The sequence below is a fragment of the Micromonospora sediminicola genome, from assembly GCF_900089585.1.
Classification (GTDB): Bacteria; Actinomycetota; Actinomycetes; order Mycobacteriales; family Micromonosporaceae; genus Micromonospora; species Micromonospora sediminicola.
On record NZ_FLRH01000003.1, the window covers coordinates 2225873 to 2238108 of the forward strand.

Annotated in this window: 10 protein-coding genes; 7 read left to right on the top strand and 3 right to left on the bottom strand. The window is 75.0% G+C overall.

Annotation, left to right across the window (positions count from 1 at the left end; all coding sequences use genetic code 11):
• The first annotated feature begins 61 nt into the window (after window positions 1-61).
• The 6 genes from GA0070622_RS11075 (at window position 62) to GA0070622_RS11100 (ending at window position 5304) form a co-directional block, all read left to right on the top strand.
• Window positions 62-517: an SRPBCC family protein gene (locus GA0070622_RS11075; RefSeq protein WP_091573222.1), complete on the top strand. Its 456-nt coding sequence runs from the start codon at window positions 62-64 to the stop codon at window positions 515-517.
• A 41-nt stretch (window positions 518-558) separates the two neighbouring features.
• Window positions 559-1227 (top strand): hypothetical protein, encoded by a 669-nt coding sequence (locus GA0070622_RS11080; RefSeq protein ID WP_091573223.1) that lies wholly within the window; start codon window positions 559-561, stop codon window positions 1225-1227.
• Window positions 1228-1301: 74 nt separating this feature from the next.
• On the top strand, window positions 1302-2249 hold the full coding sequence (locus GA0070622_RS11085) for an ROK family glucokinase (RefSeq protein ID WP_091573224.1): 948 nt from the start codon (window positions 1302-1304) through the stop codon (window positions 2247-2249).
• A gap of 1 nt (window position 2250) precedes the next feature.
• Complete coding sequence (locus GA0070622_RS11090; protein ID WP_091573225.1) at window positions 2251-2949, top strand: endonuclease/exonuclease/phosphatase family protein; 699 nt, start codon at window positions 2251-2253, stop codon at window positions 2947-2949.
• A 130-nt stretch (window positions 2950-3079) separates the two neighbouring features.
• Window positions 3080-4486, top strand: coding sequence for a flavin-containing monooxygenase (locus GA0070622_RS11095; RefSeq protein ID WP_091573226.1), 1407 nt, complete (start codon window positions 3080-3082; stop codon window positions 4484-4486).
• Complete coding sequence (locus tag GA0070622_RS11100; protein ID WP_091573227.1) at window positions 4483-5304, top strand: alpha/beta hydrolase; 822 nt, start codon at window positions 4483-4485, stop codon at window positions 5302-5304. The genes GA0070622_RS11095 and GA0070622_RS11100 overlap by 4 nt, the downstream gene beginning before the upstream one ends.
• A 4-nt stretch (window positions 5305-5308) precedes the next feature.
• On the opposite strand, the gene GA0070622_RS11105 is transcribed toward GA0070622_RS11100, so the two are convergent.
• Window positions 5309-6727, bottom strand: coding sequence for an alpha,alpha-trehalose-phosphate synthase (UDP-forming) (locus tag GA0070622_RS11105; protein ID WP_091573228.1), 1419 nt, complete (start codon window positions 6725-6727; stop codon window positions 5309-5311).
• Window positions 6728-6898: 171 nt separating this feature from the next.
• Window positions 6899-7735 (bottom strand): DUF308 domain-containing protein, encoded by an 837-nt coding sequence (locus GA0070622_RS11110; protein ID WP_091573229.1) that lies wholly within the window; start codon window positions 7733-7735, stop codon window positions 6899-6901.
• Between the two features lie 141 nt (window positions 7736-7876).
• Here GA0070622_RS11110 and GA0070622_RS11115 point away from each other — a divergent pair, with 141 nt between their 5' ends.
• Window positions 7877-8569: a lysophospholipid acyltransferase family protein gene (locus tag GA0070622_RS11115; RefSeq protein ID WP_091573230.1), complete on the top strand. Its 693-nt coding sequence runs from the start codon at window positions 7877-7879 to the stop codon at window positions 8567-8569.
• Window positions 8570-8585: 16 nt separating this feature from the next.
• Here GA0070622_RS11115 and GA0070622_RS11120 read toward each other — a convergent pair whose 3' ends face one another.
• Complete coding sequence (locus tag GA0070622_RS11120) at window positions 8586-12134, bottom strand: ATP-binding protein (protein WP_141561935.1); 3549 nt, start codon at window positions 12132-12134, stop codon at window positions 8586-8588.
• Window positions 12135-12236 lie beyond the last annotated feature (102 nt).

Here is a 12236-nt window from a genome sequence, read left to right on the forward strand (position 1 = left end):
GGGACACCCGGCGGGCGGGTGGAGCGGCGCGGTCGGGCCGGTGGCCGGGTAGCCTCCCCCCATGGCGGACACCTCCACCCAGTCGATCATCATCGGCGCCGCACCGGACCGGGTGGCGGCGGTCATCTGCGACTTCCCCCGCTACCCGGAGTGGGCCGAGGCGGTGCGGCAGGCCGAGGTGGTCGAGGAGTACGAGGACGGCTACGCCAGCCAGGTCCGGTTCACGCTGGACGCGGGCGTGCTGGCCGACGAGTACGTGCTGGCCTACGAGTACGCCGAGGACATCTCCCGGATCGAGTGGCACCTGGTCGCGCCGTCGAAGATGCAGCGGTCCCAGCGCGGCTCGTACGACCTGGTCGGCAATCCGGACGGGACGACCACGGTGACCTACACGCTCGAGGTGGAGCTGTCCGTGGCGATGCTCGGCATGTTCCGCCGCAAGGCCGAGAAAATGATCATGGATGCCGCGTTGAAGCAGCTCAAGCGCCGGGTAGAAGCACCCGGTGCAGCGCACTGACCCGACCGTCGTCCCGGTTGCCACGCTGGAGGAGCCGAACCATGGGCACCACTGATCCGGGTTCGGCCCGGGAAGAGGCCGAGCGCCTCGTCGCCACGCTGCTGGCCTCCGCCAGGCTGGCCGCCGCCGCCCCCGGTTCGGGCCCGTGGGGTCCGCTCGGTGGGATCCTCTCCGGTGTCCTCGGTCACACCCCGGGCGGCGCCGGCCCGGGGCGCGCCTCGTCGCACGCCTCGGCCCCGGCGGCCGGTGGCGCCGGTTTCGCCACCGGTTCCCCGGAATGCTGCGTCTGCCCGGTCTGTCGCGGGATCGCGGCGTTGCGTGACCCGAGTCCCGAATTCGCCGAGCGGCTGGCCACCGGCGCCGGCGACCTGGCCGCCGGGGTGGCCAGCCTGCTGCGGGCGTTCGCCCCGGCCGAACCGGCCGAACCGGCCACCCCGTGCGGTGCCGCTCCCGGCGAACCCGGGGACCACGTGTGGCGCGAGGCGACCCGTACCGGGCATGATTCTCAGCCGGCACCCGAGCAGGACGTCTGGTCCGCCGCCACCCGGGGGGCGGACGCTTCCGACCCGGGTGCCTCGTCGCAACCGCCCGCCGACGCCGCCGGGCCGGACGAGCCGGCGTCGAGCCGGCCGCCGGCCGGCCAACCCGTGGTGCCCGCCTCGCGGGCGTCCGGCGAGGTGGGCGCGGACGCATCAGGCGACGGGGCCTGACCACCGGACATCCCGGGACCGCAACGGCCGGTTCGGCCGGTGCCGGGGCAGCACAGCAGAGGGGAGTGGCAGCGGTGACGCTGACCATCGGAGTCGACGTCGGTGGCACGAAGGTGGCCGGCGGTGTCGTGGACGACACCGGCGCGGTACTCGTGCAGACGCGACGGGACACCCCCGCCGACGACGTGGCCAAGACCCGCGACGTCATCATCGAGGTGGTCACCGAGCTGGCCACCGGCCGCACGGTCGAGGCCGTCGGCATCGGCGCGGCCGGCTGGATCGACGCCTCCCGCTCCACCGTGCTCTTCGCCCCCAACCTGGCCTGGCGGGACGAGCCGCTGCGCGAGTACGTCGGCAACGCCACCGGCCTGCCGGTGATCGTGGAGAACGACGGGAACGTGGCCGCCTGGGCGGAGTTCCGCTACGGCGCCGCCCGCGAGGCCGACGACTCGATGGTCATGTTCACCATCGGCACCGGCGTCGGCGGGGGCATCGTGCTCGGCGGCGAGCTGGTCCGGGGCGCCCACGGCATCGCCGCCGAGCTGGGCCACATGCTCACCGTGCCGGACGGCCACCAGTGCGGCTGCGGCCGGCTGGGCTGCATCGAGCAGTACGCGAGCGGCAGCGCCCTGGTCCGCTTCGCCCGGGCCGCCGCCCGGCAGGAGCCGCACCGGGCCACCGCGCTGCTGGAGCTGGCCGACGGCGAGGCCGAGGCGATCACCGGCCCGATGGTGACCGCCGCGGCCAAGGGCGGCGACCCGGTCTCCACCGAGGCGTTCGCCCAGGTCGGCCGCTGGCTCGGCACCAGCCTCGCCGACATGGCGCAGATCCTCGACCCGCAGGTGCTGGTGGTCGGCGGCGGCGTGATCGACGCCGGCGACCTGCTGCTCGGCCCGACCCGGCGGTCGTTCACCGACGCCCTGGCGCAGCGCAGCCGCCTGCCCGTCGCCGAGGTGCGCCCGGCCGAGCTGGGCAACACCGCAGGCGTGATCGGCGCCGCCGACCTGGCCCGGCGGATCTGACGTGGCGGCTCCGGGTGTGCCGCTGCGGGTGCTGTCGTACAACGTCCACAGCCAGCGCGACGACACCGCCGCGCTGGCCGAGGTGGTCCGGGAGGCCGCCCCGGACGTGGTGATCGTCCAGGAGGGACCGCGCCGGTTCCGGTGGCGGCAGAAGTCCGCCACGCTGGCCGAGTCGTTCGGCATGGTGGTGGCGGCCGGCGGCCTGCCGTCGCTGGGCAATCTGTTGCTGACCACCCTGCGGGTGCGGGTCACCGAGACCCGCTGCCAGCGCTACCCGCTGACCCCGGGCCGGCACCTGCGCGGCGCGGCGTACGCGCGGTGCCGGGTGGGCGGGGTCGACTTCCTGCTGGCCGGCTCGCACCTGTCCACCGACCCGGCGGAGCGGCCGGCCCAGGCGGCGGCGTTCAAGCGGGAGCTGGCCGCGTCGCCGCTGCCCGTGGTGGCCGGCGCGGACCTCAACGAGGGGCCGGACGGGCCGGCCTGGCGGACCGTCGCCGAGGGGCTGACCGACACCGCGGTCGCCGCCGACCGCGCCGACCGGCACACGTTCTCCTGCGCCGACCCGCGCCGCCGCATCGACGCGCTCTTCGTCGACCCGCGGATCACCGTGGCCGACTACGACGTGGTCGACACCCCGCGCACCCGCCGGGCCAGCGACCACTTCCCGGTCCTGGTCGACCTGCTGCTGCCCACCGACTGACCGCCCCGGCGCGCGCCGCGGCCGCGCGTCCGGGTGGGCCGTGGCGGACTGGACGGCTGGACAACGGCGGGCATTGTCGGCAGGATTTCGCACCGACCGGCACGCGTGCCGCACAAAAGGAGATGTCCCGGTGTCCTCCTCCACCGACCTCGGTCGCCCCGACCCGGACCCGACCGTCGTCCCGAGCCGGGACGACCGACCGGTCTCCGACCGGGGCGACACGGTCTGCGTCATCGGCGCCGGCGCCAGCGGCCTGACCGCCGTCAAGAACCTCCGCGAGGCCGGCTTCGGCGTGGACTGCTACGAGCGGGAGACCGGCGTGGGCGGCGCGTGGAACTGGCGGCACGACCGCAGCCCGGTGTACGCCAGCACACACCTCATCTCGTCCCGGCCGTTCACCCAGTTCCCGGACTTCCCGATGCCGGACGACTGGCCGGACTACCCGCACCACAGCCAGCTGCTGTCCTACTTCGAGCGGTACGCCGACCACTTCGACCTGCGCCAGCACGTCTGGTTCGGCACCGAGGTGGTCCGGGTCGAGCCGGTCGAGGGGGACCGGTGGGACGTGACCACCCGCAGCACCGGCGGCTACGGCCCGGAGCGCACCTCCCGTTACGCCGCCGTGGTGCTGGCCAACGGGCACAACTGGTCGCCGAAGCTGCCCCGCTACGAAGGGCTGGAGGAGTTCCGCGGCGAGGTCATGCACGCCTCCTCCTACAAGGACCCGGCGCAGCTGCGCGGCAAGCGGGTACTGGTGGTCGGCGCCGGCAACACCGGCTGCGACATCGCGGTCGAGGCGGCCCAACAGGCGTCGCACTGCTGGCACTCCACCCGGCGCGGCTACTGGTACGCCCCGAAGTACGTTCTCGGCCGCCCCGCCGACCAGGTGAACGACACGCTGCTGGCGTTGCGGGTGCCGCTGCGGGTGCGGCAGTGGCTCTACCACTGGACGCTGCGGCTGACCGTCGGCGACCTGACCCGGTTCGGCCTGCCGAAGCCCGACCACCGGGTCTACGAGACGCACCCGATCGCCAACAGCCAGCTCGTCTACTACGTCGGCCACGGCGAGATCACCCCGGTGCCGGACGTGGCCCGGTTCCACGACCGCACGGTGGAGCTGACCGACGGGCGGCGGATCGACCCGGAGCTGGTCGTCTTCGCCACCGGCTACCTGCCGCGCTTCGAGTTCCTCAAGGGCCGGGTGCTCGGCGACGAGGACGGCTCCGGCCGCCCCCGGCTCTGGCTGAACGCCTTCACCGCCGGCCATCCCACGCTGGCCGTGGTCGGTCTGGTGCAGCCGGATTCCGGCATCTTCACCATCTCGCACTGGCAGAGCGTGCTCTTCGCCCGGTTGCTCACGCTGCGCGCGACCCGGCCGGAGCGGGCCGAGGCGTTCGACCGCCGGGTCCGCGCCGGGCTCGGCGAGCGGTACTCGGCGAAGGTCAAGGACAGCACTCGGCACTGGTTCGAGGTCGGGCACGCCGACTACCTGCGCGCCCTGCAGCGCGCGCTGCACGAGCTGGAGGGAAGCAAATGACCCGGGTGCGGGTGGTGCGGGGCTGGGAGTGGGCCCGGCCGGAGCGGCCGGTGCGGCGCGAGGTGCTGGCCGCGGTGCCCGAGCGGGAGGAGGCCAAGCCGCCGCTGCTGTTCGTCCCCGGGTTCGGGCACGGCGCCTGGGCGTTCGCCGAGCACTGGCTCGGCCACGCCGCCGAGCGCGGTTTCCCGGCGTACGCGCTGAGCCTGCGCGGGCACGGTGGCAGCGAGCCGGCGCCGGAGGCGACGCTGCGCTCGTACACCCATGACGTGGTCCAGGTGGCGGCGAGCCTGCCGCGGCAGGCGGTGCTGGTGGGGCACGGCGCCGGCGCCCGGGTGGTGGCGCACGCGATGTCCCGATACCCGGCGCGGGCCGCGGTGCTGGTGGCGCCGGTGCTCGGCGGGTGGGCGACGGTCGGCACGGCCCTGCGCCGCAACCCGGCCGGCACGCTGCCGGCGGTCTTCGGCGCGGGGCTGCGGCTCAACCGGCGGCAGCTGTTCAGCCGGGAGCTGCCCGACGCCGACGCCCGCCGGCACGTGGCGCGGCTGGGTCGGGCCGGGCGCCGGGCGCAGTGGCAGCTGCTCACCGGCCGGCAGCCCGAGCCGGCGGTGGGCCGGCCGCCGGTGCTGGTGCTGGGCAGCCCGGACGACCGGGTGCTGCCGCCGGCCGCGCTGACCCGGGCGGCCCGCCGCTACGCCTCCGCGCCGCTGCTGTTCCCCGGCATGGGCCACGACCTGATGCTCGACGCCCGCTGGCGGGAGCCGCTCGACGCGCTCCTGGACTGGCTGGACAAGGACCCGGTGCCCGCACCGCGCGGCTGAGCGCTCAGCGGGGAGCGGACCGCCGGGCGACCAGTGACCCGCTCTCCTCCAGCGCGCTCAGGTAGGACGCCGCCCACGCGTGGATGTCGTTGTGGGCCACGTGCTCCCGCATGGCGCGCATCCGGGCCGCGACGTCCTCCGGGCCGGCCCGCAGCGCGGCGAGCAGCCCCTGCTTCAGGCCGTCCAGGTCGTGCGGGTTGACCAGGTACGCCTGCTCCAGCTCGGCGGCCGCGCCGGCGAACTCGCTGAGCAGCAGCGCGCCGGTGCCGTCGACCCGGGCCGCCACGTATTCCTTGGCGACGAGGTTCATCCCGTCGCGCAGCGGGGTCACCGCCATCACGTCGGCGACCCGGTAGAGCGCGACCAGCTCGGCCCGGTCGAACGGCTGGGTGAGGTAGTGGATCGCCGGCTCGCCGACCCGGCCGAACTCACCGTTGATCCGGCCGACCTGGTGCTCCACCCGGTCGCGCAGGATCTGGTACTGCCCGACCCGGTCCCGGCTGGGCACCGCCACCTGCACCAGCACGGTGTCGCGCACCTTGACGTCGCCGCTGGCCAGCAGCTCGCGGTAGGCCTTCAACCGCTGCTCGATGCCCTTGGTGTAGTCCATCCGGTCGACGCTGAGGATGACCTTCTCCGGCTGGCCCAGGTCCTGCCGCAGCCGGCGGGCCCGGTCGGCGACCTCGGGCCGGGCGGCGAGCGCGGACATCTCGGCGGTGTCGATGGCGACCGGGAACGCGCCGATGCGCACCACCCGGTCGTCGACGGCGATCCGCCGGTCGGTCGCGGACAGGCTGAGCACCTTCGCGGCGAGCTGGGCGAAGTTGTGCGCGGCCTGCGCCCGCTGGAAGCCGATCAGGTCGGCGCCGAGCATGCCGCGCAGCAGCTCGGCCCGGCGGGGCAGCTGCATGAACAGCTCCGGCGGCGGGAACGGCACGTGCAGGAAGAAGCCGATCCGCAGGTCGGGGCGGAGGCCGCGGAGCAGGCCGGGCACCAGTTGGAGGTGGTAGTCCTGCACCCAGACCAGCCCGCCCGGCTCGGCCACCTCGGCGGCGGCCTCGGCGAACCGCTGGTTGACCCGCTGGTACGCCTCCCACCAGCGGCGGTGGTACTCCGGCTGCTCCACCGCGTCGTGGTAGAGCGGCCAGAGGGTGGCGTTGGCGAAGCCCTCGTAGTGGTCGCGGAAGTCCTCACCGGTGAGCGGGACGGTGTGCATCCGGACCCCGTCCACGTCGGGCAGGGCGGGCGCCGGGCCGGTGCCGCCGGCCCAGCCCACCCAGGTGGCGGGGGTGTGCCGGAGCAGGGGGTGCAGGGCGCTCACCAGGCCGCCGGGGCTGCGGCGCCACTCGAAGGCGCCGTCGGGCGCCACACTGTCGTCGATGGGGAGGCGGTTGGCCACCACCACGAGGGGGCTCTGTCGCATCTCGGGCAATCCGCTCAGCAGGGGACCGGTGCCCGGAGGGGACGCAAGCCGGACAGCCGGTGCGGGAAGTGACGTTCAGCGGTATTCCTACTGACCGTAAGTTACACCCCTGTTACACGGCGAGCCGGGGCGCGCGGCGTCCCGCGATCCGGGCGGCCGCTGTCCGCGGCCTCAGACCACCGCGCCGTTGTCCGGGTCGTCCTCGTCCCGGTCGCCCGGGCGCAGCCGCCACACGAGCATCACGAAGCCGGCCAGGATGCCGGTGAAGCCGAGCAGGGTCACCACCGACGGGTCGACCAGCGACACCACGGTGGGGGAGAGGAAGAGCAGGAAGCCGAGCACGACACAGAGCACGCCCAGCACCGCGTACTTCGAGAAGCGCGGCAGCGGTGGCGGCGGGGGCGGGGTGTAGTGCTCCTCCTCGGCGTCGCCCGGCAGGTCGGCGCCGAACGTGTCCAGCCCGTCCAGCAGGGAGGGCTCGTCGGACCGGTCACGGCCGAGCGAGACGCCGGAGACGTCCGCCGCGTAGGGCAGCCGTCGCACGTCGGTGGCGGTCGGGCTGGTCGGCTCCTCGGCGCGGCCGGCGGTGGCGCCGGCCGGCGGGACCGGGTCGTCCACGTCCTCGGCGGCCGGCCAGGGGTGGCTGCCCGCGGTCGGCGTGGTGTGGAAACCGGCCACGATCTTGGCCCACTCGGCCTCGATGTCCGGCTCGTCCGGGCGCGGCGGGTCGTCGGACCCCTCGTCGGCGAGCTGGGTGAGGTAGTCCCGCGCGGTGGTCAGGTGGGACCGGTCGACGTAGAGCCGGTCGACCGGTCGGGCCGGCACGGTGGTGGTGCGGGTCACCGGGTTCAGGTCGGCCGAGGGCTGGAGGTACGCGGCGATGCCGCCGGCGGCGAGCACGTCGAGCAGGTGCTCACCCACGCGCGGATCGACGTCGCCCGCGACCGCGTACTCGGCCGCGTCGAGCCCGTTGTCCCGCCGTCCCCGACGGGGCCCGCCCCCTGACACCGGACACCCCCTTCGCCGTTGTGCTCTGAATCCTGACACGCCGGCACCCGGTTCCGGGAGTGCGTTGTGGCGTGCCGCTCGTGCTTCGTACCCTCTTCCCGCACGGTCCCGCGCGTCGCCACCCCACCCGGAAGGACCCCGGTGCTGTACTGGCTGCTGAAGTACATCATCCTCGGCCCAGTGTTGCGGCTGGTCTTCCGCCCGCAGGTCGAGGGTCTGGAGCACGTGCCGGCGACCGGCCCGGTGATCCTGGCCAGCAACCACCTCTCGTTCTCCGACTCCATCTTCACACCGCTGATCGTCAAGCGAAAAGTCACCTTCATCGCAAAAGCGGAATACTTCACCGGCCGGGGCCTCAAGGGCTGGCTGACCAAGATGTTCTTCGTCGGATCCGGCACCATCCCGGTCGACCGCACCGGCGGCCGGGCTGCCCGGGCGGCGCTCGACACCCAGCTCCAGGTGCTGCGCGCCGGGGGCATCGCCGGCATCTACCCCGAGGGCACCCGCTCCCCGGACGGCCGGCTCTACCGGGGCAAGACCGGCGTCGCCCGGCTCGCCCTGGAGAGCGGCGCGCCGGTGGTCCCGATGGCCATGCTCAACTCCGACGCCATCCAGCCCACCGGGCAGATCGTGCCCAACCTCGGTCGGGTCCGGATCCGCTTCGGGCCCCCGCTGGACTTCTCCCGCTACGCCGGCATGGCCGGTGACCGGTTCGTCGAGCGGGCCGTCACCGACGAGATCATGTACGAGCTGATGGAGCTCTCCGGCCGCGAGTACGTCGACACGTACGCCCAGAAGGCGAAGGCCGCGCCCCGGGAGCCGGTGCCGGCCTGAGGCGCCGCGGGCCGGGTCAGCAGGCCATCGCCGGACCGGCGTCCGGCACCGGACGCCGGGCCAGCGCCAACAGCCCGGGAGCCTCGTTGCGCTGGGCGAACGCGTGCACCTCGGCCAGCGGCCCGGCCGCCCCGGGGTCGCCGGCCAGCGTCAGCTCCCCCACGGCCAGCGCCAGGGCCAGCATCCGGTCGGTGACGTCCGGGATGCCGGCGTAGATCTCCGCGCCGGCCAGGTGCAGCTCGGCGGCCCGGCGATGGTCGCCGTCCGCCGCCGCCACGGCGCCGGTGACCGTCCGCAGCGCCGCCTCCGACCAGGGCGTCCGGTGTCCGAGCCGGTCCAGCATCGCGCGGACCCGCACCGCCGCGTCCCGCCCGGACAGGGCCGCCGCGTACGCCGCCGCGGCGATCCACTCGCCGCTGGCCAGGGCCGGCACGCTCGACCAGGAGCCGGCCAGCTCGTCGACCAGCTCCGCCGCCTCCTCGGCCCGGCCCTGCAGCGCCCGGCAGAGCGCCGCCATGCCGAGCATGGTCCAGTGCGGTCGGTGGAAGCCGCTGAGCCGGGCGGTGTCCAGCGCCGCGGACACGTCGTCGCGGTACGCCGACCCGGTCGCCTCGGCGGCGCGGGGCGCGGGCGGCACCGGCTGGCCGCGCAGCACCCGCAGGCAGGACCGCAGGCCGCGCACCTGCATGTCCCACCCGCCGGTGGGGGTGTCCACGAACGCGTCGGCGGCGGTGAGCAGCCGGGCGAAGTCCCCGTCGAAGTAGGCCCGCATCGCCTCGCCGGAATAGCTCGTGGTCAGCGTCTGCCCGCTGGCCGTCCGGGTCGGGCCGGCGGTCAGCAGCGCGTCGGAGCGCAGCCAGTCACCCTCCTCGCGGACCGCGTACGCGAGGTTCTGCACCGCCCGGTGCAGCGCCAGCAACTGCTGCCCCCGGCTGAACTCGACGATGGCGCGCAGGTCGTCCAGCCCGGACCGGTCACCGGCCTGGTAGCGGGCGGTGGCGGCGGTGACCCGGGCGTTGGTGCGGGTCTCGGTCAGGCCCAGCCGCTCGGCGATCTCCGCCGCGGTCTCGGCGGCGGACACCGCCGCGTCCCGCTCGTAGTTGAGCATGTGCAGCCGGCCCAGCTCGGCGTACGCGTCGGCCTTCTGCGAGCTGTCCGGCAGCGGCTCGAACAGCCCCACCGCCCGGTCCAGGCAGGCCACCGCCGCCGTCCGGTCGGCGCGCAGCCAGGCGGCCTGGCCGAGCAGCGTCCACGCCCGGGCCGCGCAGGCGTCGTCGCCGTGTGCGAGCAGCCGGTCGGCCAGCGCCTGCAACTGCTCCGGCCCGCCGCCGGAGAGGAACGCGTTGCCGTCGCGGTAGAACGAGATCTCGGTGGCCAGCAGCTCCAGTTGCAGCCGGCCCACCGGGTCGCTGTCGTCGGCCAGGCCGAGCGCGCGGCCGGCGTGCGCGGCGGCGGCGTCCAGCCCGTGCAGGGCGTACGCCCGCCGGGCCGCCCGGTGCAGCGCGGCGCGGGCCGGGCCGGCGTAGCGGTGCGTCGGCAGGCCGAGCGTGCGGGCGATCTCGTGGGCCGCCCAGCGGTGGTGGGCGAGGACCTCGGCCAGGTCGGTGTCCCGGGTCTGCGACAGCGCGTCCAGCCAGTCCGCGGTCCGCTCGTGCCGGGCCACCCGCTCGGTGCGGGGCAGCCGCTGGTAGCAGACGTCGCGGACCAGCACGTGCCGGAACCGGAACTCGGCCTGCCCGGCCATCGTGGACGCCGACTGCTCGTGCACGAAGTCGCGCTGCTCCAGCCGGCGCAGCGCGCGTTCCACCGACTCCACCGGCTGCCCCAGCGCGGCGGCGACCGCGCCGGGCCAGAACTGCACGCCGACCACCGAGGCGGCCAGCAGCACCGCCCGGTCCTTGGCGTCGAGCAGGTCGACCCGGTTGGCGATGACCGAGTGCACGCTCTCCGGCATCGGCAGGTCGAGGTGCTTCTCCAGCGACCAGCCGCGCCCGGACTGGCGCAGCGCGCCCTGCTCGATCAGCATCCGGACGTACTCGTGGGCGTAGAGCGGGTTGCCGCCGGCCACCTCGACCAGCGGGGTGAGCATCTCGGCCGGGAACGCGGCCTGGCCGAACATGTGCGCGTAGAGCGACGCGATGCCGGTGTCCCGCAGCGGCGGCAGCGTGACGGTGACCGAGCCGGTGATCGTCCCGGCCCAGCTCGGATCCCGGTCGACCAGCTCCGGGCGGGCGGTGCAGAGCAGCAGCAGGGGAACCTCCCGGGCGGCGGCGCCGAGCAGCTCGACGAAGCGCAGCATGGCGTCGTCGGCCCAGTGCAGGTCCTCGAAGACCAGCACGGTCGGGCGGCGGGCCGCGAGCGCCAGCAGGAACCGGCGCCACGCCGACTCCGCCTCCTCGGCGGGCAGCGTCGTGCCGGTCAGCCCGACCAGCGGGCGCAGCGCGTCCACCAGGCGGTTCCGCTCGCCGGGGCCGACCAGCTCGGCGACCGCGGCGGCGAGGCGCTGGGCCGCGGTGGAGGCGGGGTCGGTGTCGAGGATGCCGGCCTCGGTCTTGACGATGTCGGCCAGCGCGGCGAACGTGACGTTCTCGCCGAACGGCGGGCACCGCCCGGTGCGCCAGGTCAGCGGCTCGTCGACCAGCCGGCCGGCGTGCCGGTGCAGCTCCCGGACCAGCCGGCTCTTGCCCAGCCCGGCCCGGCCGAACACGGTCACCACCTGCGGCAGCCGGTCGCGCAGCGAACGGTGCAGCGCGTTGACCAGCAGGCCCAGCTCGTGCTCGCGGTCGATCAGCGGGGTGGTGTCCGGCTCCCGGTCGGTGGGTTGCCGGCGGACCGGGGCGAGCGCCAGCCAGACCTCGGTGGGGGAGGAGCGGCCCCGCAGCGTGACCGGCGGCTGCTCGTCGTAGCGGATGGCGTCCTTGGTGAGCGCGTGGGTCACGCCGCAGACCAGCACCCCGCCGGGCGGGGAGACCGACTGCATCCGGGAGGCCGTGTTCACCACGTCGCCGGCGACGATCGCCTGCCCGCCGTCGCGGGCCGCGGCCACGTCCACCAGCGCCTCCCCGGTGGCCACCCCGACCCGGAAGCGCAGCTCGTCGTGGCCGGTGGGGGTGAACCGGGTCAGCACCCGTTGCAGCTCCAGCCCGGCCCGGACGCACCGCAGCGCGTCGGTCTCGGTGGCCACCGGCGCGCCGAAGAGCGCCATGACCGCGTCGCCGATGTACTTCTCCACCACGCCGCCGTACTGCCCGACCACCCGGCGGGCGGCGGAGAAGAAGCCGGTCTGCATGCCGCGCACCTGTTCCGGGTCGGCGCGCTCGACGTACGGCGTGAAGTCGATGAGGTCGACGAAGAGCACGCTGACCCGGCGCCGGTCCTCCTGCGGCGTGGGCACCGACTGCCGGGCGCCCGGGCGCGGCGAGCCGCAGGTGGTGCAGAAGGCCACGTCGGTCGCGAGCGGGCGCAGGCAGTGCGGGCAGACCGCGCCCAGCTCGGCGCCGCAGCCACCGCAGAACCGGTCGCCGTCGGCCGCGGTACGTCCACAACGGTCACACTGCGCGGAGATGACAGGCCTCCACTGGGTCGGTCGGCCGGTGTCGGCCGGGCGCCGCCCCCCGCGGCGTCACCGTGAGTATCCCGGGCGCCGCCAATGTCAGGTACCGGGCTG

Bases quoted from the DNA above. Each gene is read 5' to 3' on its own strand.
- GA0070622_RS11075 (WP_091573222.1), top strand. From the start codon at position 62: ATGGCGGACACCTCCACCCAGTCGATCATCATCGGCGCCGCACCGGAC.
- GA0070622_RS11080 (WP_091573223.1), top strand. From the start codon at position 559: ATGGGCACCACTGATCCGGGTTCGGCCCGGGAAGAGGCCGAGCGCCTC.
- GA0070622_RS11100 (WP_091573227.1), top strand. From the start codon at position 4,483: ATGACCCGGGTGCGGGTGGTGCGGGGCTGGGAGTGGGCCCGGCCGGAG.
- GA0070622_RS11105 (WP_091573228.1), bottom strand. From the start codon at position 6,727: ATGCGACAGAGCCCCCTCGTGGTGGTGGCCAACCGCCTCCCCATCGAC.